This is a genomic window from Streptomyces sp. NPDC086519, from assembly GCF_040686075.1.
Taxonomy (GTDB): domain Bacteria; phylum Actinomycetota; class Actinomycetes; order Streptomycetales; family Streptomycetaceae; genus Streptomyces; species Streptomyces shenzhenensis.
In genome coordinates, this window is the sequence record NZ_JBFBJL010000081.1 from 16553 (window position 1) to 38041 (window position 21489).

Sequence of the window (21489 nt, forward strand, 5' to 3'; positions counted from 1 at the left end):
CGTGTGACGCCTTTCACTCGACTCGGTGAGCGGGCGCGTCGCGTTGCCGAACAGTGGACAGCGGTGTGGAGAAGCTGGGGATCGCTGGGGACAACCGCCCCTCATCCTGTGGGCTACCGGTGGACAACTTCGTGCACAGCCTGTGGATCCTTTCTTCGTCCACAGTCTGTGGAGATCCGTTGTCCACCATTCCACAGCCACCTGAGCTGCCCTGATGCGTTTTCAACCCCCAGCCTGTGGACGGCGTTCGGGACAACTTCTCAGTCCCCAGGGTGTGGACGCGAGAAAGTCGGCAAATCTGTGGAGGACGGCCGTAACCCGGCAGGTATTCGAACAGCGGACCCCGCTGGAGCGCCCCTCAGGGGCGCGGGGCTGTGCCGATATGCGACTCCGCCGCGTGGTCGCGACCAGCCCTCACGGGTGCGCTCTGGACCACTCCCTGAAGACCCCAGGACGCCAGAAGGCGCCCCCGGGACTTCTCCCAAGGGCGCCTGAAGGCCGTAGAACCGTCGGTTGAACCGCTATCCGTTCTTGATCCGGTTGGTCAGCTCGGTCACCTGGTTGTAGATCGACCGCCGCTCGGCCATCAGCGCCCGGATCTTCCGGTCGGCGTGCATCACGGTCGTGTGGTCCCGGTTCCCGAACTGCGCCCCGATCTTCGGCAGCGACAGATCCGTCAGCTCCCGGCACAGGTACATCGCGATCTGCCGCGCCGTGACCAGCTGCCGCCCGCGTGAGCTCCCGCACAGGTCCTCGACCGTGAGCCCGAAGTAGTCCGCGGTCGCCGCCATGATCGCCGTGGCGCTGATCTCCGGTGTCGAGTCCTGGCCCCCGGGGATCAGGTCCTTCAGCACGATCTCGGTCAGCCCGAGATCGACCGGCTGCCGGTTGAGCGACGCGAACGCCGTCACCCGGATCAGCGCGCCCTCCAGCTCGCGGATGTTGCGCGAGATGCGGGAGGCGATGAACTCCAGCACCTCCGGCGGCGCGTTCAGCTGCTCCTGCACCGCCTTCTTGCGGAGGATCGCGATCCTCGTCTCCAGTTCCGGCGGCTGGACGTCGGTGATCAGACCCCACTCGAACCGGTTGCGCAGCCGGTCCTCCAGCGTGACCAGTTGCTTGGGCGGCCGGTCGCTGGAGAGCACGATCTGCTTGTTGGCGTTGTGGAGCGTGTTGAAGGTGTGGAAGAACTCCTCCTGCGTCGACTCCTTGTCCGCGAGGAACTGGATGTCGTCGACGAGCAGGATGTCCATCTCGCGGTAGCGCTTGCGGAAGCTGTCGCCCTTGCCGTCGCGGATGGAGTTGATGAACTCGTTGGTGAACTCCTCCGAGCTCACGTACCGCACGCGCGTGCCCGGGTAGAGGCTCCGCGCGTAGTGCCCGATCGCGTGCAGGAGGTGCGTCTTGCCGAGCCCCGACTCCCCGTAGATGAAGAGGGGGTTGTACGCCTTCGCGGGTGCCTCGGCGACGGCGACCGCGGCCGCGTGCGCGAAGCGGTTGGACGCGCCGATGACGAACGTGTCGAAGAGGTACTTCGGGTTCAGCCGCGCGGTCGGCTCACCGGGGCCGCCGGCCGGCGCGGGCTTCGCGCCGAGTGGCCCGGGCCCGCCGCCGCTCTGCATGTTCGGGAGGTCCGGCCGTCCCGGACCTCCGCGGTGGCCCGGACCCGGGCCGCCCGAGGACTCGGGCAGCTCACGGCGCCCGGAGTCCCGGTCGTAGTCGGACCTGTCATGGGCGGGCCTGTCATGGGCGGGTCGCTCGTAGTCGGACCGGTCGTAGTCGGGGCGCGGCGGTTCGTACGGCGGACGGTCCAGCGGCTGCTGCGGGCGGTAGTCCTGGCCGTACGAGTCCCCGTAACCGTCCGAGCGGTAGGTGTCCTGGGACGGCGAGGCATAGGGGTCGCGTTCGGGAAAGCCGAGCCGCGGCTGCTGCCAGCTGTACTCGTCCTGTCCGGGGCGCGGCCAGGCGCCGGGTTCGGGGCGCTGGTACTCGGAGGGGTAGGCGGGCCGGGCGGTCGGGAGCTGGTCGCGGCCGCCCGGAGCGGGCAGCTGGTCGGCGCGGTGCCGGCCGTACCCTCCCTCGTACGGCGACGACGGGAGCTCGGGCTCCTCGTAACGCTGCTGCTGCACGGGCGGGGGCGGGGGCTCGCCCGCGGACTCGTCCACGGTGATCGCGATCCGGATGGGTCGTCCGCACTCGCGGCTCAGGGTCTCGCTGACGATCGGTGCGAGACGGCCCTCCAGTACGTTCTTCGCAAATTCGTTCGGTACTGCGAGCAGGGCGGTGTCCGCGACCAGCGCAAGCGGCTGGCAGCGCCGGATCCAGTGTTCGTCCTTCGCCTCCACACCCTGACCGCGGCCCTCACCGAGGAGCTGCTCCAGTACTCGTGGCCACACTGCGGCAAGATCGGCAGGTACGTCAGCCACAGGGCACGCTCTCTCACAGGTCCCACGAACGTGTGGTTCGAGGACGGGTTGGGATGAATATCGGGTCGGGCGGGGATAAAGGAACGAATCGGAGTTCAGCCACGGTAGTCAGCGTGGCGGGTGCGGTTCAAGTTGTTGTCCCCAGCCTGTGGATAGTGTCCGTCCGTCACTGCTGGTTTGACCGAATGGCGTAGCCCCGCGTACCGTAACCAGGTCGAGTTGTCGATGGCTGCTGCCGCCTGCCTCCGATGGGCACAGATCGCTGAAGGTGATCGGGAAGCGGTGCACTCGGGCGTGATGCGAGCTACTCGTGGGCGCACGGTGACAGCCAGGACGGCACCCGCCACACCGATTTGATTTCTGGAGCCCCCGAGTGAGCAAGCGCACCTTCCAGCCGAACAACCGTCGTCGCGCGAAGACCCACGGCTTCCGCCTGCGGATGCGTACCCGTGCCGGCCGCGCGATTCTCGCGAACCGTCGTGCAAAGGGTCGCGCCAGCCTGTCCGCCTGATCCCGATCAGGTCATGACGTCGTGCTGCCTACCGAGCATCGGCTGAGGCGGCGCGAGGACTTCGCGACCGCGGTACGACGGGGGCGCCGGGCCGGTCGCCCGTCCCTCGTCGTCCACTTTCGTAGCGGTGCCACGGACCCGCACGCGCCTGGGGAGAGCGCTCCCCCGACGCGTGCGGGTTTCGTCGTGAGCAAGGCCGTGGGTGGTGCCGTGGTGCGCAACACAGTGAAGCGCAGACTGCGTCATCTGATGCGTGAGCGAGTCGCCCTGTTTCCCCCCGGTAGCCTGGTAGTCGTACGAGCGCTGCCCGGAGCGGGCGACGCCGACCATGCACAGCTGGCCCGAGACCTGGATGCCGCCATCGAGCGGCTGCTGGGAGGGGGCGCGCGATGAAATACCCGCTGCTGGCTCTGATCAAGCTGTACCAGTGGACGATCAGTCCGCTGCTGGGTCCGGTGTGCAAGTACTACCCGTCGTGCTCCCACTACGGCTATACGGCCATCGACCGGCACGGTGCGATCAAGGGCACTGCACTCACGGCCTGGCGCATCCTGCGGTGCAATCCGTGGTCGCTCGGCGGTGTGGATCACGTCCCGCCGCGCAAGCGCCCGCGGTGGCACGAAATGCTGCGTGACGCCTGGCGCGCACGCAGGGGCGGGTCCTCCGCCGCCGAACCGGCCACCGAGGAGAAGCCTGTCTCCGGGCTTCCCTCGAGCCCGGCCGCAGAGACTTCGTCCCATGCCCAAGGAGCATGATTAGTGGACACGATTGCCAGCCTGTTCAGCTTCATCACGACACCCGTCTCATGGGTCATCGTCCAGTTCCACTCGGTGTACGGGAAGATCTTCGGTCCCGACACGGGCTGGGCCTGGGGCTTGTCCATCGTGTCCCTGGTGATTCTGATCCGCATCTGCCTGATCCCGCTCTTCGTGAAGCAGATCAAGGCGACCCGGGCCATGCAGACGCTCCAGCCCGAGATGAAGAAGATCCAGGAGCGCTACAAGAACGACAAGCAGCGCCAGTCCGAAGAGATGATGAAGCTGTACAAGGAGTCGGGCACCAACCCGCTCTCCTCGTGCCTTCCCATCCTGGCGCAGTCCCCGTTCTTCTTCGCCCTGTACCACGTGCTCAACGGCATTGCGTCGAACCAAACCATCGGCGTGATCAACGAGTCCTTGCTGGCCAGTGCCCAGAAGGCGCACATCTTCGGTGCCCCGCTCGCCGCGAAGTTCACGGACGGCTCGTCGAAGGTGGAGGCGCTCGGTGCCTCCCTCACGGACGTCCGGGTCGTCACCGCGATCATGATCGTCCTGATGTCGGCGTCGCAGTTCTACACGCAGCGCCAGCTGATGACGAAGAACGTCGACACCACGGTGAAGACGCCGTTCATGCAGCAGCAGAAGATGCTGATGTACGTCTTCCCGGTCATGTTCGCCGTCTTCGGTATCAACTTCCCGGTCGGTGTCCTCGTCTACTGGCTGACCACCAACGTGTGGACCATGGGCCAGCAGATGTACGTCATCCGCAACAACCCGACCCCGGGTTCCAAGGCCCAGGCCGCGTACCTGGAGCGCCTGACCAAGCACGTCACGCACCACGGCAAGACCCGTCGGCGCAGCGAGAAGACCATCATCAAGGCGATCGTCGCCAAGGGCCGGGACCGCAACGAGTTCGAGCGCAAGTTCATCAACGGGCTGACCAAGGCCGGTCTCGTGGCCCAGGCCGACGGCACCGTGGTGAAGGGCGAGGCCCAGGCCGTCGCGCAGACCGAGGACGGCGTCACGAGCACCGTCGCGGCCAAGCGCCAGCAGCCCAAGCGCCAGACCAAGGCCCAGCGGCAGTCCGCTGCGGCGAAGGCGGCCGACGACTCCACGTCGGCTTCCGACTCGTCGGCTGCGGATGATGCGTCGGCTGCGGCGGACACGACGACCTCGCTGGAGAAGTCCGACGAGCCGCAGGACGCCAAGCCGGCTGCCCAGCAGGCCCCGAAGAGTGGCTCCAACGGCCGCAGCAGGGCCCAGTCCGGTCAGCGCAAGGGCGGTCCGCAGCGCCCCAAGTCCCCGTCCAAGAAGTAAGAAGGAGCCCATCCCGTGACGGAAGGCACCACCTCCGCCGCTGCCGAGGGTGCAGACACCCTGACCCGCCTGGAGCAGGAGGGCGAGATCGCGGCGGACTACCTCGAAGGTCTGCTGGACATCGCCGACCTCGACGGCGACATCGACATGGATGTCGAGGCCGACCGCGCCTCCGTGTCGATCATCAGCGATTCGGGCAGCCGGGACCTGCAGAAGCTGGTCGGCCGCGACGGCGAGGTGCTGGAGGCGCTCCAGGAGCTGACCCGCCTGGCCGTGCACCGCGAGACCGGTGACCGCAGTCGGCTGATGCTTGACATCGCCGGTTACCGCGCCAAGAAGCGCGCCGAGCTCTCCGAGCTGGGCGCCAAGGCCGCCGCCGAGGTGAAGAGCACCGGCGAGCCCGTGAAGCTCAAGCCGATGACCCCGTTCGAGCGCAAGGTCGTGCACGACGCGGTCAAGTCCGCCGGGCTGCGCAGCGAGTCGGAGGGCGAGGAGCCCCAGCGGTTCGTCGTCGTACTGCCCGCCTGAGCGGTCCCCCCGTTTCACCGGCCCCGTCTGTTGAGCAGGCGGGGCCGAACTTTGTCAGCCTGGTAGTTCTGGTGGCCGGCGCGTGGAGCGCCGGCGCTGTACGGAAGGACGGTCCCCCGTGACGGAGGCTGCGGAGCTCCCCCCGGCGCCCGAACAGGCGCGGGAAGTGTTCGGCGAGCGCTTCGCCGATGCGGTCCGCTACGCGGAGCTGCTCGCCGAGGCAGGCGTGCAGCGTGGTCTGATCGGCCCACGGGAAGTGCCCCGCCTGTGGGAGCGGCACCTGCTGAACTGCGCGGTGCTCTCGGAGGCCGTTCCCGAGGGGGTGACCGTGTGCGATGTGGGTTCGGGTGCGGGCCTGCCGGGCATTCCGCTGGCGCTGGTCCGGGAGGACCTCAGCATCACCCTCCTGGAGCCGCTGCTGCGGCGCACCAACTTTCTCACCGAGGTGGTCGAGCTGCTCGGCCTGGACCACGTGACCGTGGTGCGGGGCCGTGCCGAGGAGGTCATGGGGAAGCTGCCTCCGGTGCATGTGGTGACGGCCCGGGCCGTGGCCCCGCTGGACCGGCTGGCCGCCTGGGGCATCCCCCTGCTGCGTCCCTATGGCGAGATGCTCGCCCTCAAGGGGGACACGGCGGAGGAGGAGCTGAAGGCCGCGGCCACGGCGCTGACCAAGCTCGGTGCGGTGTCCACGTCGATCCTGCATGTGGGTGAGGGCGTGGTGGATCCGCTGTCGACCGTCGTCCGTGTGGAGGTCGGGGAGAGCCCAGGGGGTGTGCGTTTCGCGGCCAAGAGGGCGAAGGCGGCTCGTACCGGGAGGGCGCGTAGGCGCCGCTGATCCGTCCTGACGACCAGACGTACTCCACACAAGCTGCCAAACCTACGCATGACGGAGTGTCGCGGCTTTTCGGTACCGCTCGCTGTGCATCGTGTTTCACGTGAAACGTCGCTCCCTGTTGCACGGCATCATCAGTCGGGGTCGCGCTGCGGCCGAACCGCGCGACCGAAAGCCTCTCGGCTCCCTCGGAGAGGGGGCCTCTGGTGACACTCCGTCCTCCCTGCGGGGCATGGAGTTGTCCACAGAGGTGGATTTCTCCACAGAACACCAGGCCTCACTGGTTCACGACCCCGAAGGCATGGGAGGCTCTGTTCATTGCGAGCCTGAAGTCGAGGAGAGTGAATCCTTGCGGTCCGACGCCAACATCGCGGGACCGATGACCGATCCGGTCCCCGGTCCCCGTACCGAGTCGATGGGGGTGGATGTTTCACGTGAAACACCGCCTCCGATGGACGACACTCCCATCGGTCGTGCTGCCCAACTCGCGGTGGAGGCTCTGGGCCGCGCCGGCGAAGGACTGCCACGTCCGGAGCAGACCAGAGTCATGGTGGTCGCCAACCAGAAGGGCGGCGTGGGCAAGACGACGACCACTGTCAACCTTGCCGCGTCTCTTGCCCTGCATGGTGGCCGCGTCCTGGTGATCGACCTCGACCCACAGGGCAATGCGTCCACTGCGCTGGGGATCGACCATCACGCCGAAGTCCCGTCCATCTACGACGTGTTGGTCGAGAGCAAGCCACTGGCCGAGGTCGTCCAGCCGGTGGTGGACGTCGAGGGCCTCTTCTGCGCCCCCGCCACGATCGATCTCGCCGGTGCGGAGATCGAGCTGGTGTCCCTGGTGGCGCGGGAGAGCCGGCTACAGCGGGCGATCCAGGCGTACGAGCAGCCGCTGGACTACATCCTCATCGACTGCCCGCCCTCGCTCGGCCTGCTGACGGTCAACGCACTCGTCGCGGGCGCCGAGGTGCTCATCCCGATCCAGTGCGAGTACTACGCGCTGGAAGGCCTTGGCCAGCTGCTGCGCAACGTCGACCTGGTACGGGGGCACCTCAACCCCGACCTGCACGTGTCGACCATCCTGCTCACCATGTACGACGGCCGGACGCGTCTCGCCTCCCAGGTCGCGGACGAGGTGCGCAGCCACTTCGGTGACGAGGTGCTGCGGACGAGCATTCCCCGCTCGGTCCGCATCTCCGAGGCGCCGAGCTACGGGCAGACGGTACTGACCTACGATCCTGGATCGAGCGGTGCCCTCTCGTACCTTGAGGCGGCCAGAGAAATCGCGCTGAGGGGCATTGGGGTCAGCTACGACCCCACGCAGGCCCACATCGGCGCTCAGACCAACCCGAACATGGTGGAGGGGATCCAGTGAGCGAGCGACGGAGGGGGCTGGGTCGTGGTCTCGGTGCACTGATCCCAGCTGCCCCGACCGAGAAGACCCCGGCCCAGACGGCCATAGGGGGAACGGTAGCTCCGTCCCCCGCCGCGGTTCCGGTACTGACGACCGACCGTGGGGTTGCCGCGGCCAAGGTGACGACGCTGCCGGCTGTTTCACATGAAACCGAGGAAACGTCGGTGTTCGGAGTCGCAGGCGGCGTGGAGACGCCCGCTCCTCCGATGGGCGCCCACTTCGCGGAGATCCCCCTCGACGACATCACGCCGAACCCACGTCAGCCGCGTGAGGTCTTCGACGAGGACGCTCTGCAGGAGCTGGTCACCTCCATTCAGGAGGTCGGCCTCCTTCAGCCTGTCGTCGTGCGGCAGTTGGGTCCTTCCCGCTACGAACTCATCATGGGCGAGCGGCGCTGGCGGGCCTGCCGTGAGGCCGGCCTGGAGGCGATCCCGGCGATTGTCCGGGCGACGGACGACGAGAAGCTCCTCCTGGACGCGTTGCTGGAGAACCTGCACCGGGCGCAGCTGAACCCGCTGGAAGAGGCCGCCGCCTACGACCAGTTGCTGAAGGACTTCAACTGCACGCACGACCAGTTGGCCGACCGCATCGGGCGCTCCCGCCCGCAGGTCTCCAACACCCTGCGGCTGCTGAAGCTCTCTCCGGCGGTCCAGCGCCGGGTGGCCGCCGGGGTCCTGTCGGCCGGGCACGCCCGGGCCCTGCTCTCTGTCGACGACTCGGAGGAGCAGGACCGGCTGGCCCACCGGATCGTGGCCGAGGGGCTGTCGGTGCGGGCCGTCGAGGAGATCGTGACCCTCATGGGCTCGCGGCCTCAGACGACCCGCGCCAAGGGACCGCGGGCCGGTGCCCGGGTCTCTCCGGCGCTCACCGATCTCGCCACCCGGCTCTCGGATCGCTTCGAGACACGGGTGAAGGTCGACCTGGGGCAGAAGAAGGGCAAGATCACCGTCGAGTTCGCCTCGATGGAAGACCTTGAGCGGATCCTCGGCACGCTCGCCCCGGGAGAGGGGCCGGCCCTGCACCAGGGGCTCCACGACGGCGACTCCTCGGCCTCCGAAGATCCCGAGGACTGACCGCCGCTCACAGCAGAGCGGATCGTGTCCGGCACGTACCGGAACACGATCCGCTCTTTGCTTTGAGGCGGTGTCGATGTAATCGCTGTGTGGATACGATGCGTACGGTATGGCGCATCCACCTAGGCAGTTGGCAGCACCTCCGAGAGAGGCGGGGCCATGCGATCGATGAGCCGCACCGGACTGGTGAGCGCGGGTCTGGGACTGGGCGCGACCGTCGGATTCTTCGGCAGTCTGCTCAGGGAACGCAGCGCTCTGACAGCCGCTCGCAAGGCCGCGGGCGATGGAAGCGAGGAACAGCCTTCATGGGGCGTCGGCTCGTACCGCTCACGCTGGACAACCTTCAGGACCTTCCCCAGCGCTGTCGCTCGTGTGTCTTCTGGGAACTGGACCCCGTCAGCAGCGAAGCAGCGGTGAGAGCAGGCACATCCGCACTGGAAAAGGAATCCTGGATCTCCGCTGTCCTGCTCGACTGGGGGTCGTGCGGCCGAGTGGTCTACGTCGACGACTTGCCGGTGGGCTTTGTGCTCTACGCTCCCCCCGCCTACGTCCCGCGCTCCACGGCATTCCCCACGAGTCCGGTCTCACCGGACGCCGTGCAGCTCATGACCGGCTTCATCATGCCCGGCTATCAGGGGCAGGGTCTCGGACGTGTGATGGTGCAGACGGTCGCCAAGGATCTGCTGCGGCGGGGCTTCAAAGCGGTCGAGGCGTTCGGCGACGCCCGCTACAAGGAACCGGCCTGCCTGCTCCCTGCCGAGCATCTGCTGGCCGTGGGCTTCAAGACGGTCCGGCAGCACCCCTCGCACCCGCGGCTGCGGCTGGAGCTGCGTACAACGCTCTCCTGGAAGGAAGACGTGGAGCTGGCGCTCGACCGGCTTCTGGGGGCCGTACAGAAGGAACCTGCGCTGCGGCCGCTGTGAGTGCCTCCATGCGAATGGGCCAACCCCAAGGGGTTGGCCCATTCGTGTTTCACGTGAAACGTCACTCGGCGATGAAGTCCTCAAGGTCGCGGAGCAGCGCTGCCTTCGGCTTGGCACCGACGATGGTCTTGGCGACCTCGCCACCCTGGTAGACGTTCAGGGTCGGGATCGACATGACGCCGTACTTGGCCGCCGTGTTCGGGTTCTCGTCGATGTTCAGCTTGACGATCTCGATCTTCTCGCCGTGCTCGGCGGCGATCGCCTCGAGCGACGGGGCGATCTGGCGGCACGGGCCGCACCACTCGGCCCAGAAGTCCACCAGGACGGGCTTGTCACTCTTGAGGACGTCCTCGTCGAACGTCGCGTCGGTTACTGCCTTCAGGGTGCCGGCCACGGCGGGCTCCTTTGCTTGATCGTGCGGTGGGGCGGAAGGGGAAAGGTCAGACGGAGGTCTTCTCGGCCTCGGCCTTCTCTTCGTCCGCGAGGGCGGAGAGGAAGCGCTCGGCGTCGAGAGCGGCGGAGCAGCCGGTGCCGGCCGCGGTGATCGCCTGGCGGTAGGTGTGGTCCACCACGTCACCGGCGGCGAACACCCCCGTCACGTTGGTGCGCGTGGAGGGGGAGGCGACCTTGAGGTAGCCCTCCTCGTCGAGGTCCAGCTGGCCCTTGAAGAGCTCGGTACGCGGGTCGTGGCCGATCGCGATGAACAGGCCGGTGACCGGCAGGTCGGAGAGCTCGCCGGTCTTGGTGTTGCGCAGCTTCAGGCCCGCCAGCTTCTGCTCGCCCTGGACCTCGGCGATCTCGCTGTCCCAGGCGAACTTGATCTTCGGGTCGGCGAAGGCGCGCTCCTGCATCGCCTTGGAGGCGCGCAGGGTGTCGCGGCGGTGGACGATCGTCACGGACTTGGCGAACCGGGAGAGGAAAGTGGCCTCCTCCATCGCGGTGTCGCCGCCGCCGATCACGGCGATGTCCTGGTCCTTGAAGAAGAACCCGTCACAGGTGGCACACCAGGAGACGCCGCGTCCGGAGAGGGCGTCCTCGTTCGGCAGGCCGAGCTTGCGGTGCTGGGAGCCCGTGGTGACGATGACGGCCTTCGCCTTGTGGACGGTGCCGGCGGTGTCGGTGACGGTCTTGATCTCACCGGTCAGATCGACGGAGACGACGTCGTCCGGGATCAGTTCGGCGCCGAAGCGCTCGGCCTGCGCCCGCATGTTGTCCATGAGGTCGGGGCCCATGATGCCGTCGCGGAAGCCCGGGAAGTTCTCCACCTCGGTGGTGTTCATCAGGGCGCCACCCGCGGTGACGGCCCCCTCGAACACCAGAGGCTTCAGCGACGCGCGCGCGGTGTAGAGCGCCGCCGTGTAGCCGGCGGGCCCGGAGCCGATGATGATCACGTTACGGACGTCGCTCACGGCTTGATTCCTCGTCTCTGGTCTACGTCATTCGACCGGTGAGAGCTTCTGTCAGAAGCTCTCACCCCACCCAACGGATCCTAAGGGGCGCGCATTCCCGGTGTGTCCGGGCACACGGGGATCCCACACCGTACGGATTTCCAGGCCGGGGCGAGACGATGCGTTCCCTCTCTGAGACCGTTCCCAGGGGAGGCTCAGGGGCGGGTCAGGGATTCCGTCAGGAGGATCTTGCCGGGGGAGGCGGACGTCTTGTCGAGGCAGGACGCATCGACGATGTACGCCGTCACCCTGGATGCGTCGGAGGCGTCGGCAAGCACGACGAGGTAGGCGTTCTTCCCTTCGTACGTCCCCTGCTTCGCACCGAGGGCCTCGCCGGGCTGGCTGATGCCCTGACGGACGCATGCGGGCACCCGTACCGAGGGCTGGATCAGGACCTTGGGGCTTTGCGAAGAGCCTGGCTGGCCGGTGGCCTGCGACTCGACGGTGAAGGGCTTCTGGGAGCCCCGCTGGGGGGTCGTCTTCGTGCCGAGGAGGTCCTTCACCTGACCCGGGAGGGTGCTCTTGGAGAAGGTCCCGGCGGAGTTCGTCGGCTTGCCCTGAGCCGTCGTGGCCCCGTGGCCGCCGAGTGACTGAAGAAAGAAGGAGCCGATGCCCAGGACCGCGGCGGTGAAGACAGCGCTGAGCACGACCGTACGGCGGCGTCGACCGCGGGCCCGTCCGCGTTCTTTACGGCCCGGACCGGCGGCGGCACTCGGTCGCCCAGCGGGGCGGTCCCCTGGGGAGGGCATCTCCCGGGGCGATGTTTCACGTGAAACATGTGCCGTTGGTGCCGTGGCGTTCAGCAGGGCCTCAGCGGCGAGTGCGGCGTCGATCCGGCCTGCGACATCAGCCGGCATGCGTGGCGGACCCGGCAGTGTGCCCAGCAGGCCCCGGATCTCCTCCAGCGAGGCGTGGACATCGGCACAGAGCTCGCACTCTTCCAGGTGCCGTCGTACTTCCGCGGTCCGGGCGGGTGGCAGCAGGCCCTCGGTGAGGTCGGAGATCTCCGCGACGTCCGGATGCCCGGTGGTGTCTGTCATCGAAGTCACGCTCGCCCACCTCCGCCCTTCACCGCGGCTGAATCACTCGGTCCGGTGTCCTGCGGGCCCCTGTCCTGAGGCCCCGCTGCGGGTGGGACGGATGTCCCCTCCGCCCGGTTCCGTGCCGGGTCCGGATCCTTTTCGTCACCGGTGCTTTCCGGTCGCAGATGGGTGAGCAACGGCAGGAGTCTGGCTCTGCCGCGGGCACAGCGGCTTTTCACCGTCCCCGTGGGCACATCGAGGATCCGGGCGGCCTCGGCGACCGGGTAGCCCTGCATGTCGACCAGGACGAGGGCGGCCCGCTGGTCGTGGGGCAGGGTGCCAAGGGCGTCCAGGAGCTGGCGGTGCAGATCGTTCCGCTCGGCCGGAGCGGAGGCCGATTCATGCGGCTCCAGCAGCTGCTCCAGCCGCTCGGTGTCATCGACGGGGGCGGTCTTGCGGGAGGCCGCCTTGCGGGCGCGGTCGAGGCAGGCGTTCACCGTGATCCGGTGCAGCCACGTGGTGACGGCCGCCTGGCCCCGGAAGGTGTGGGCGGCCCTGTAGGCGGAGACCAGAGCGTCCTGGACGGCGTCAGCGGCCTCCTCGCGGTCCCCCAGGGTCCGCAGGGCGACCGCCCAGAGCCGGTCCCGGTGCCGGCGGACGACCTCACCGAAGGCATCGGGGTCGCCCTCCACATGGCGGGCGAGCAGATCCTGGTCGCTCACCCCGCCGTATCCGGCGCCCTCCGCCATCTGCCCCCTCCGCCTTCGGTGCCGCCGGTGAGACGTCAGCCTGTGAATTTCACTTCGGTGATGGCCTGCTTGTAGCCGGCTAGCGCGTACGCGTCGGGGTCCGCACCCGAATGCGGTACGGCGGTGATCCACACGAGCACGTACTGGCTCTTCACCTTCTTGCTGACCTTCACCGTGGCGGTGTTCCCGGTGGTGGTGACACTGCCGATCCTCGTCATCGAGCTGATCGACCCCGGGGTCAGCGAGTCGGCGGCGTACAGCTCGACCGTCGTGTGATCGCCAGCGTAGCGAAGGGAGATGGATCCCGTGGCGAGTTCCTTCGCGGAGCCCAGGTCGTAGACGATTCCCACGCCCGGCTTGAACGGCGCGAGCTGCGGGCCTTCCAGGAAGGTGTTGGTCCTCCAGTACGTCGAGGTGCTGCCGTCGTACGTCTTCGTGACGTCGTTCGGATGCTGGGCCTCGCCCTCGGCGACGTACTCCTGCGCGCTCTGGATCTTTATCGCGGCGGCGGGCGTGGGGCTGGCGCTGTTCTTGTCGCCGTCGTCCGTCGTCTGGGTGTTGCTGGTGTCGCCGGACTTGTCGCCCTGGTCCATCAGGGCGTCCGCGAGCTGCCAGCTGCCCAGGCCGAGGGCGGCGATGAGGAGGGCCGAGACGGCCCACTTCAGGGCCTTGCCGGTGCGGCTCTGCAGCGGGGGCGGCGGAGCCTGGATGGGCTGCGTCGCACCGGGCGGCGTGGGGCGGCCGTAGGTGCCCTGCTGGTACGTGGTGCGCTGGTACTCGGGCGGTGCCGTGAACGCCGGCTCCGGCGGACGGATGCGGGGCATCTCGCCGATCGCCTTCACCAGTTCCTCCGGCGTGGTGCACGCGGACTCGTGGCGGGAGGCGGTGGCGCCGTCGTTGACCAGAGCCCGCATGGCGAGTTCGGACAGACCGCGGTGGACACCGGCCCGTACCTGGTCGGGGGCGATCAGGCCGACGTCCTTGGGCAGACCGGCCAGTCCGTAGGCATCGCTCTCGTACGGCCAGCGCTGGGTCAGCGCCGCGTACAGCAGGGCGCCGATCGCCTCGGTGTCGGTGCGCTGGGGGGTGTCTGAACTGATGCCGCGCAGCGCCGCGTTCACCGCGAGGCCGCGGATGCGCCACTGGCCGGTGGAGGTGCGCAGCACGGCGTTCGGGTTGAGGCGGAGATGGGCCAGCCCCTCGCGGTGCGCGGCCGCCATGGCGGAGGCGATCTGACTGACCATCTGGTAGGCGTCGTGCGGCTCCAACGGCCCGGTCGCGAGCAGCGTGGTCAGCTCGGTGGCGTCCGGCAGCCACTCGTGCACCACGTAGACGAGATCGTCCTCCTCGACGGCGTCCAGGACCTGCACGAACCTGGGGTCGCCGAGCAGCGCCGCCGAGCGGGCCGCAGCCAGCACCGAACGGGTTCGCGGATGGTCGGCGGGCAGGATGTGGACGCCGACGGCACGCCGGAGTTTCTCGTCCACCGCACGCCAACTGCTGAATCCGTCCAGACGGGTGACGCACTCCTCAAGACGGTAGCGTCTGGCCAGCTTGTGTCCGCTGTGCAGTTCCGTGGGCGAGGCCTTCTTCTCAGCACCCGCGTTTGTGCCGCTTCCCTGTGCCTCGTCGCTGTCCGTGTCCCGCTCCGGGTTCTGGGCCACCCCGTCGGCCGTGGACTGGTCCGCCTTGGCGGTCAGCGGCTTGTCACCGCTGTTGTCTGCCACGTCGACGGCAGCCGTGCTCCGTTCCGCCACCGTCGTTCCCTGCCTCCCCATCCGTTGCACGCTGTCCGACGCCGAAACCAATTGTGCCCACAGTCCCCCGCTATGCACGACACGCGGCGGCGGACGATGGTTGTGCGCTTACCCCCGCCTCAGCGCCCCAGACGCCCGCGCACCATACCCACGAGGGAGTTGAGCTCCTCGATGCGCATGCGGCGCGCGGCGACGTAGAAGACGCCGAGCAGTACGGCTCCGCCGGCCAGCAGCGCGGCGAAGGAACCGATCACCCCCTGCCCCAGAGTGTGGCCGATGCCGTAGCAGGCCGCACCACTGAGCAAGGCCGCCGGTACGGAGGCGATGCAGAGCCTCGCGTAGGTGCGGATGACCCGGGAGCCGTCCAGGTCGCCGCCGAGCCGCTTGCGCAGCCGCCGCCAGGCGACCCCCACGCCGATCGCGTACGCCAGCCCGTAGGAGGCGGCCATGCCGGCCACCGCCCAGCGGGCCGGGAGCAGCAGGTAACAGGCGACCGAGGCGCCCGCGTTGACCGCCGCGACGATGACCGTGTTGTAGAACGGCGTACGGGTGTCTTCGTAGGCGTAGAACGCGCGCAGGACGACGTACTGCACCGAGTAGGGGATCAGGCCGAGGGCGAAGGCCATCAGCATGTACCCCATGTTGGTGGCCTCGCTGATGCCCGAGGAACCGAAGATCAGGGTGCACATCGGGATGCCGAGGGCCAGGAACCCGAAGGCGATGGGGACGATCGCGACGGCGGTCGTCCTGAGACCCTGAGAGATGTCGTCGCGGACGGCGCCCGTGTCGTTCTCGGCGGCCGAGCGGGAGATCCGCGGGAGCAGCGCCGCCATCAGGGAGACCGTGATGATGGCCTGCGGCAGGCCCCAGATCAGCTGGGCGTTGGCGTAGGCGGCGAAGCCGGTGCCGTCGACCGGGGAGCTCTTGCCGGCCGAGGTCGACAGCTGGGAGACGACGAGTGCGCCCGCCTGGTTGGCGAGGACGAACAGCACGGTCCACTTGGCGAGCGTGGCGGCCTTGCCGAGGCCGTGGCCCCTCCAGTCGAAGCGCAGCCGCAGCCGGAACCCGGTCTCGCGCAGGTAGGGGATCATCGCCAGGGCCTGGACCACGAGGCCGAGCAGCACGCCGAGGCCGAGCAGCCGCTGGCCCTCCGGCGGGATCGTGGTGACCTTCATCCCGGAGTGCGCGGCGGTGCCGTAGACCCAGATGAACAGGCCGAGGGTGACGATGATGACGATGTTGTTGAGGACCGGTGTCCACATCATCGCGCCGAACTTGCCCCGCGCGTTGAGGACCTGACCCATCACCACGTGGATGCCCATGAAGAAGATCGAGGGCAGGAAGTAGCGGACGAAGGTGATACCGACCTCGTTGGCCGCCGGGTCGCTGGCGACCGAGTCGGACAGCAGGCGGATGAGAAGGGGGGCGGCCGCGATGGTGGCCGCGGTGAGCAGGCCCAGTGCCACCATGACAAGGGTCAGCAGACGGTTGGCGAAGGCCTCGCCGCCGTCCTCGTCCTCCTTCATGGCGCGCACCAGCTGCGGCACGAAGACGGAGTTGAGGCCGCCGCCGACGGTCAGGATGTAGATCATCGTCGGCAGCTGGTAGGCGACCTGGAAGGTGTCACCGAGCAGGCCGACGCCGAGCGCGGAGACGATCAGCGCGGAACGGACGAACCCGGTGAGGCGGGAGACCATCGTGCCGGCCGCCATCACGGCGCTCGACTTGAGCAGACCCCCGGCCTTCCCGCCCTTCTTCACGGGGACGGGCGCCGGAGCCGCGGCGGGCACGGCACCGAGGTTCAGCGTCTGGTCGGCCGCGGCAGCCGGAGCGGGCGAGGTCTGGTGCGGCGGCACCTGCGCCGGACCTCCCGCGGCGACCGCCGGACCTGGCACCGCTCGCTCCGACGACAGCTGACCACCGCCCTGCTGCTGATCGCGGAAGAGATGCGCGAAGGCGTCCGGCTCGTGGCGCTCCTCCCCGGAGTGCGAGACCAGGTCGTCCACGCCCACGAACTGGGTCGTGCGCGGATCGTCGCCGTACGGCAGATACTGGCTCGGGCCGTCCGGCTCCGGCGCCGGTGTCTGGGCCCACACGTGCGGGTCAGGGGCGTACGGAGACTGGGCGGGCTGCCCGTACAGCGGCTGCTGCGGGTAGGGGCCCGGAGCCGGCGGGGGGTGCGCGGCACGGTCGTAGAGCGCCTCGGCGACCGGGTCCTGGGCGGAGAGGTCCCGCGCCCGGTAGGGGTCCTGGTCGTAGGCGTCCTGGAGGTACATGTCAGCCGCGTGCTGCGGCGGGACCTGGCCGGGCTCCGGCGGCGGCTCGGGGTAGCCCGAACCGGCCGCGCCCTGGCCGCGTTCACCGTCGTACGGCGCGTTCATGGTTACCCCACCTCATCGTCCCGGGCCCACCGGCCACGACATCGCTCAACGGTCCACTCTCTCACCCGTCTCGGACGGGTCGGCGCTTTCCGGTGCGGTGTCCGGTGCCGGGTCACTCGGCTGCTCCGGGTCGTCTGCCCGGGAGCGGGCGACGGACTCCTGCTGGAGACGATCCCCTTGGGCAGCGGGGTTCCCCGGCCCATCGGCGTCATCTGAGTTCTTGGTCTCCGGGGCATGGGATGCCTCCGCGGCACCGGGAGACTCGGGGGTGCCGGGAGCGCCGGGAGTGTCCGGGGTGTCCTTGCCGGCCTCGTCGGGGCCGTCGTCCTCCTCGGCCCGCCGGGCGGCCGCCCGCTTGCGCTGGGTGTACATGCGGAAGCCGGCGAGCACCAGCAGGAGCACGCCGCCGCCGATGACCAGCATGACCGTCGGCGTGACCTCGGTGACCTTCACGTCGAACCTGACGGGCGCGCCGTACTCCTGGCCGTCCTCGGTGTAGAGCTGGGCGGTGACCTCCACCCGGCCGTTGGCATTGGCCGAGGTGGAGAACTTCACGGACTGGCTGTGGCCGCCGGAGACCTCGACGGGCTGCTCGTAGTAGGGCTTGCCGCCGATCTCCAGCCGGGTCGGCATGGTCGAGGTGAGCCGCAGGACGAGGTGGTCGACGCCCTGGACCAGGTTGTTCTGGACGGTCACCGGGATGGTGGCGCTGCGACCGGAGAGCTTGGTCTCGGACTTGTCGATCAGTTTGACCTGGCCGATGAGGTCGTCGAGCCAGGACTCCACGCTCGTGCGGAAGCTGTCCGCCTCGCTGCCGCGACCCCGCCACGACGTGGACATCTCGCGGTTTATGGCCCGCCCGAAGGGGGTCACCACCCGTGATTCGTCGGTGAGGATCACCTGGAAGTTGTCGAGCTTGTCCTGGGTGCGGGCGATCTGTTCGAAGGCCGTCCGGGGCAGCTCACGCCTGCGCAGCGAGGACGGGTACGCGGACGAGGAGGGGATCTTCGTGGTCGCGCCTGGATCGGGCTTGGCCTTCGCGGCCGCCGCGAGGTCCTGGGACTGCGACCAGTTGCTGTCCTGCAGGGCTGTGATCGCCGTCGCCATCGCCTGGGCCTGGCTTGTCGACGGCATTCGCTGCGGGGCGACGACGATGCTGCGCTGCTTGCCCGTCTGGGTGTTCAGCGCCAGGCTCTGGGCGAGGAACTGCTGCACCGCGAGAGTGGCCGAGTCGGCGCTGGTCAGATCGCCCTCGAAGGCCGTGGACAGGCGCGCGTCGGCGACCACCGCTGTGGTGCCGCCGCCGACCGGGCGCGCGGCCGAAGGCGTGTAGGTCAGCCCGCCGGTCTCCTGGAGGCTGTCGCTGCGGGCGATCACCTTGTCGGCACCCGCCGAGGTGGCCACCTTGATGATCGAGGGGTCGACGGCGCCGTCCACGGGCCACGCGAAGTCGGTGCTCGGTGTGACGTGCAGCACGGTCTTCACGGTGGTGGCGGCGACGTCGGTGGCGTCCTTGAGGTGGCTGAGCGAGCCGGTGACGGTGGTGCCGTTGTGGGCGAGGGAGGCCAGGTCCGGGTCGGCGAAGGGGAGGGCCACCACCTCCTTGTCCGCCACCGCGTCCTGCAGGTCGGCCAGGAACTGCTTGGCCACCGCCTGATGGGTGCCGGCCGTGGTGGTGGTGCCGGTGCTCTGGATCCGGTAGTTGCGGGTCATCGCGTCCACGGAGGCCAGCAGATCCGGGTCGATCACCCAGGTGACGTCCAGGTCCTTGCCGAGCGCCAGCATCTGCGCCAGCCGGCCGCCGGACGAGATCTCCTTGGCGAGGTCGTCGTTCTCGAAGACGGGCGTCTGCAGCTCGCCCGCGCCGGTCTTCGCCGTCACATGGACGGTGGAGATCAGCGGCCACAGATATGTGGTCTTCGTCTTCGTGTCGGCCTCGGAGGACTGCCACGGCAGGAACGTCCGCTGGATGCCGAGGACCTGGTCCCACTGCTGCGCGGACGTCTTGCCGGACAGCGAGACGCCGAACTGGTACACACCGTCCTGGCCGAGGTCGAGCTTGTCGACCGGCACGGAGATGCTGAAATGCTCGGCGACTCCGGGGCCGAGCGAGTTGAAGTCCTCGGTGTACTTGCCGCCCACCTCGGTGCCCAGGCTCGACTGGAGGTCGTCGGAGTGCCGGGCGGCCGCGTCGATCTCGGAGCGCGTGCCGAGCAGGGAGCCCACCCGCAGGTCCACGTGCGCGTCGGTGACAGCCTGCTTGCCGTTGTTCGTCACCGTGCCGGAGACCGTCAGCGTGTCCCCGTCGCCGGGGGCGCTGGGGCTCAGCGAGTCCAGGGCGACGGACACGGTGTCCGAGCCGGCCGCCTGCGCCGGCGCCGCGGCCGGCAGCTGCATCAGTCCGGCCAGCAGGGGCGCGCCTGCGAGCAGTGCCCCGGTGCGCCGCAGCCAGCGGCGGGCAGGTGAGGGCGTCCCCTGGAAGTCTGCCGCCTCGGCCACGCGCTCGTCCGTCCCTCGTCGTCGTCAGTGGTCGTCGGAATGTGCGTCCACGCATGGTAACGAGGTGCGCTGAGCGGAAGTGCCTCGGTCCGCTTCACAAGATCGGTAGAGCAGATCGGACCATCCCCTGTATCCAGTATTGTCTGGATGCTCCTTTAGGAGTTGATCACTCTGCTTGTCCGGGTACGGAGTGAGATGCCCCACCCTCTCCGCGGCTCGGCCTCACCTGAGGCGCTGCCGGAATTATGGAGGCGCTTCGGGCTGTCTGGGGCACGTACCCTGTTCTGTTGTGCCGAACGCCAATGAAGACACTCCCTCTGCCCTGAGCCAGGCGCAGCAGCGCGCGGTGAGCGAACTGCTGCGGGTGGCGCCCGTCGCCGACGACCTTGCCCGCCGATTCCAGGAGGCCGGGTTCTCGCTTGCCCTGGTCGGCGGCTCGGTCCGGGACGCACTGCTGGGCCGGCTCGGCAACGACCTGGACTTCACGACCGACGCCCGCCCCGAGGACGTCCTGAAGATCGTCCGGCCCTGGGCGGACGCCGTCTGGGAGGTCGGGATCGCCTTCGGCACCGTCGGTGTACAGAAGGAGGCCCGTGTCGGAGACGACATCCGGCACTTTCAGATCGAGGTGACCACCTACCGGTCCGAGGCCTACGACCGCACCTCGCGCAAGCCCGAGGTGTCGTACGGGGAGTCCATCGAGGAGGACCTCGTCCGCCGGGACTTCACGGTCAACGCGATGGCGGTGGCGCTGCCGGAGAAGGAGTTCATCGACCCGCACGGCGGTCTCGAAGACCTGGCACAGCGCGTGCTGCGCACCCCGGGGACGCCTGAGGACTCCTTCTCGGACGACCCGCTGCGGATGATGCGGGCCGCCCGCTTCGCCGCGCAGCTCGACTTCGAGGTGGCCTCCGAGGTCGTCGCGGCGATGAAGGACATGGCCGGACGTCTGGAGATCGTCTCGGCCGAGCGGGTCCGGGACGAGCTGAACAAACTCATCCTCTCCGCCCACCCCCGCAAGGGACTGACTCTGCTCGTGGACACGGGCCTCGCCGAGCATGTTCTGCCCGAGCTGCCGGCCCTGCGCCTGGAGAGTGACGAACACCATCGGCACAAGGACGTCTACGACCACACGTTGATCGTTCTGGAACAGGCCATGGCGCTGGAGGAGAACGGTCCCGACCTCACCCTCCGTCTCGCCGCGCTGCTGCACGACATCGGCAAGCCGCGCACCCGCCGGTTCGAGAACGACGGCCGGGTCTCGTTCCACCACCATGAGGTGGTCGGAGCGAAGATGACCAAGAAACGCATGACGGCGTTGAAGTACTCCAACGACATGGTGAAGGACGTCTCGCAGCTGGTCGAACTCCATCTGCGCTTCCACGGCTACGGCGCCGGGGAGTGGACGGACTCTGCCGTCCGCCGCTACGTCCGTGACGCGGGCCCGCTGCTGGACCGACTTCACAAGCTCACCCGGTCCGACTGCACCACCCGCAACAAGCGGAAGGCAGTGGCGCTCTCCCGTGCCTATGACGGCCTGGAGGAGCGCATCGCCGAACTCCAGGAGAAGGAGGAGCTCGACGCGATCCGCCCGGACCTCGACGGCAACCAGATCATGGAGATTCTGGGTATCCGTCCCGGCCCGGAGGTCGGCAGGGCCTACAAGCACATGCTGGAGCTGCGGCTGGAGAACGGGCCGATGGAGCACGATGCAGCGGTGGCCGCAGTCAAGGAATGGTGGGCCGAGCAGAGCTGAAGACGCGGAGCGGGGTCATGTTTCACGTGAAACATGACCCCCCGGGGGGAACCCGCCCCCGGGGGGGGGGGGGGGGGTGTATGACGCGCCCACCC

Annotated in this window: 18 protein-coding genes; 10 read left to right on the forward strand and 8 right to left on the reverse strand. The window is 68.6% G+C overall.

What is annotated here, in order from left to right; genetic code table 11:
- Nucleotides 1–521: 521 nt before the first annotated feature.
- Nucleotides 522–2426, reverse strand: a complete 1905-nt coding sequence (dnaA, locus tag AB0P24_RS42260; protein ID WP_365803784.1) for a chromosomal replication initiator protein DnaA — start codon at nucleotides 2424–2426, stop codon at nucleotides 522–524.
- 373 nt (nucleotides 2427–2799) lie between these two features.
- Here dnaA and rpmH point away from each other — a divergent pair, with 373 nt between their 5' ends.
- The 9 genes from rpmH to AB0P24_RS42305 all read left to right on the forward strand — a co-directional run bounded on the left by rpmH (nucleotide 2800) and on the right by AB0P24_RS42305 (nucleotide 9782).
- Nucleotides 2800–2937 carry a 50S ribosomal protein L34 gene (gene rpmH, locus AB0P24_RS42265; protein WP_015659252.1) on the forward strand — a complete coding sequence of 46 codons (138 nt, stop codon included), beginning with the start codon at nucleotides 2800–2802 and terminating at the stop codon, nucleotides 2935–2937.
- 21 nt (nucleotides 2938–2958) lie between these two features.
- Entirely contained in the window at nucleotides 2959–3330 is a 372-nt protein-coding gene (gene rnpA, locus AB0P24_RS42270; protein WP_181801347.1) for a ribonuclease P protein component, read from the forward strand.
- The gene (gene yidD / locus AB0P24_RS42275; RefSeq protein ID WP_365803787.1) at nucleotides 3327–3692 is read left to right on the forward strand and encodes a membrane protein insertion efficiency factor YidD; all 366 of its coding nucleotides are present in this window, start codon (nucleotides 3327–3329) and stop codon (nucleotides 3690–3692) included. The genes rnpA and yidD overlap by 4 nt, the downstream gene beginning before the upstream one ends.
- A 3-nt stretch (nucleotides 3693–3695) precedes the next feature.
- Nucleotides 3696–5012: a membrane protein insertase YidC gene (yidC, locus tag AB0P24_RS42280; protein ID WP_365803789.1), complete on the forward strand. Its 1317-nt coding sequence runs from the start codon at nucleotides 3696–3698 to the stop codon at nucleotides 5010–5012.
- Nucleotides 5013–5027: 15 nt separating this feature from the next.
- Complete coding sequence (locus AB0P24_RS42285) at nucleotides 5028–5540, forward strand: R3H domain-containing nucleic acid-binding protein (RefSeq protein ID WP_365710398.1); 513 nt, start codon at nucleotides 5028–5030, stop codon at nucleotides 5538–5540.
- Between the two features lie 118 nt (nucleotides 5541–5658).
- Entirely contained in the window at nucleotides 5659–6375 is a 717-nt protein-coding gene (rsmG, locus tag AB0P24_RS42290) for a 16S rRNA (guanine(527)-N(7))-methyltransferase RsmG (protein WP_365803791.1), read from the forward strand.
- 298 nt (nucleotides 6376–6673) lie between these two features.
- Nucleotides 6674–7747 carry a ParA family protein gene (locus tag AB0P24_RS42295; protein ID WP_365803813.1) on the forward strand — a complete coding sequence of 358 codons (1074 nt, stop codon included), beginning with the start codon at nucleotides 6674–6676 and terminating at the stop codon, nucleotides 7745–7747.
- Entirely contained in the window at nucleotides 7744–8859 is a 1116-nt protein-coding gene (locus AB0P24_RS42300) for a ParB/RepB/Spo0J family partition protein (protein ID WP_365803793.1), read from the forward strand. Before AB0P24_RS42295 ends, AB0P24_RS42300 begins: the two co-directional genes overlap by 4 nt.
- Before the next feature lie 305 nt (nucleotides 8860–9164).
- Nucleotides 9165–9782: a GNAT family N-acetyltransferase gene (locus AB0P24_RS42305; protein WP_365803795.1), complete on the forward strand. Its 618-nt coding sequence runs from the start codon at nucleotides 9165–9167 to the stop codon at nucleotides 9780–9782.
- A 61-nt stretch (nucleotides 9783–9843) separates the two neighbouring features.
- On the opposite strand, the gene trxA is transcribed toward AB0P24_RS42305, so the two are convergent.
- The 7 genes from trxA to AB0P24_RS42340 form a co-directional block, all read right to left on the reverse strand.
- A complete protein-coding gene (trxA, locus tag AB0P24_RS42310) occupies nucleotides 9844–10176 on the reverse strand; it encodes a thioredoxin (protein WP_181801339.1) in 333 nt (110 codons plus the stop codon).
- A 46-nt stretch (nucleotides 10177–10222) separates the two neighbouring features.
- Complete coding sequence (trxB, locus tag AB0P24_RS42315; protein ID WP_365803797.1) at nucleotides 10223–11191, reverse strand: thioredoxin-disulfide reductase; 969 nt, start codon at nucleotides 11189–11191, stop codon at nucleotides 10223–10225.
- A 194-nt stretch (nucleotides 11192–11385) separates the two neighbouring features.
- Nucleotides 11386–12279, reverse strand: coding sequence for an anti-sigma factor (locus AB0P24_RS42320; protein ID WP_365803799.1), 894 nt, complete (start codon nucleotides 12277–12279; stop codon nucleotides 11386–11388).
- Nucleotides 12276–13001, reverse strand: coding sequence for an RNA polymerase sigma factor SigM (gene sigM / locus AB0P24_RS42325; RefSeq protein WP_365803801.1), 726 nt, complete (start codon nucleotides 12999–13001; stop codon nucleotides 12276–12278). Before sigM ends, AB0P24_RS42320 begins: the two co-directional genes overlap by 4 nt.
- A gap of 35 nt (nucleotides 13002–13036) precedes the next feature.
- Nucleotides 13037–14758 (reverse strand): serine/threonine protein kinase, encoded by a 1722-nt coding sequence (locus tag AB0P24_RS42330; protein WP_365803803.1) that lies wholly within the window; start codon nucleotides 14756–14758, stop codon nucleotides 13037–13039.
- Nucleotides 14759–14877: 119 nt separating this feature from the next.
- The gene (murJ, locus tag AB0P24_RS42335) at nucleotides 14878–17139 is read right to left on the reverse strand and encodes a murein biosynthesis integral membrane protein MurJ (RefSeq protein ID WP_365803805.1); all 2262 of its coding nucleotides are present in this window, start codon (nucleotides 17137–17139) and stop codon (nucleotides 14878–14880) included.
- A gap of 45 nt (nucleotides 17140–17184) precedes the next feature.
- On the reverse strand, nucleotides 17185–19638 hold the full coding sequence (locus tag AB0P24_RS42340) for a DUF6049 family protein (RefSeq protein ID WP_365803807.1): 2454 nt from the start codon (nucleotides 19636–19638) through the stop codon (nucleotides 17185–17187).
- Between the two features lie 289 nt (nucleotides 19639–19927).
- Here AB0P24_RS42340 and AB0P24_RS42345 point away from each other — a divergent pair, with 289 nt between their 5' ends.
- Nucleotides 19928–21394 (forward strand): CCA tRNA nucleotidyltransferase, encoded by a 1467-nt coding sequence (locus AB0P24_RS42345; RefSeq protein ID WP_365803809.1) that lies wholly within the window; start codon nucleotides 19928–19930, stop codon nucleotides 21392–21394.
- Nucleotides 21395–21489: the final 95 nt, after the last annotated feature.

What these genes read in the sequence shown, in the direction of transcription:
- yidD (WP_365803787.1), top strand. Translation starts at nt 3,327, where the DNA reads ATGAAATACCCGCTGCTGGCTCTGATCAAGCTGTACCAGTGGACGATC.
- AB0P24_RS42295 (WP_365803813.1), top strand. Translation starts at nt 6,674, where the DNA reads ATGGGAGGCTCTGTTCATTGCGAGCCTGAAGTCGAGGAGAGTGAATCC.
- AB0P24_RS42305 (WP_365803795.1), top strand. Translation starts at nt 9,165, where the DNA reads ATGGGGCGTCGGCTCGTACCGCTCACGCTGGACAACCTTCAGGACCTT.
- sigM (WP_365803801.1), bottom strand. Translation starts at nt 13,001, where the DNA reads ATGGCGGAGGGCGCCGGATACGGCGGGGTGAGCGACCAGGATCTGCTC.
- murJ (WP_365803805.1), bottom strand. Translation starts at nt 17,139, where the DNA reads ATGAACGCGCCGTACGACGGTGAACGCGGCCAGGGCGCGGCCGGTTCG.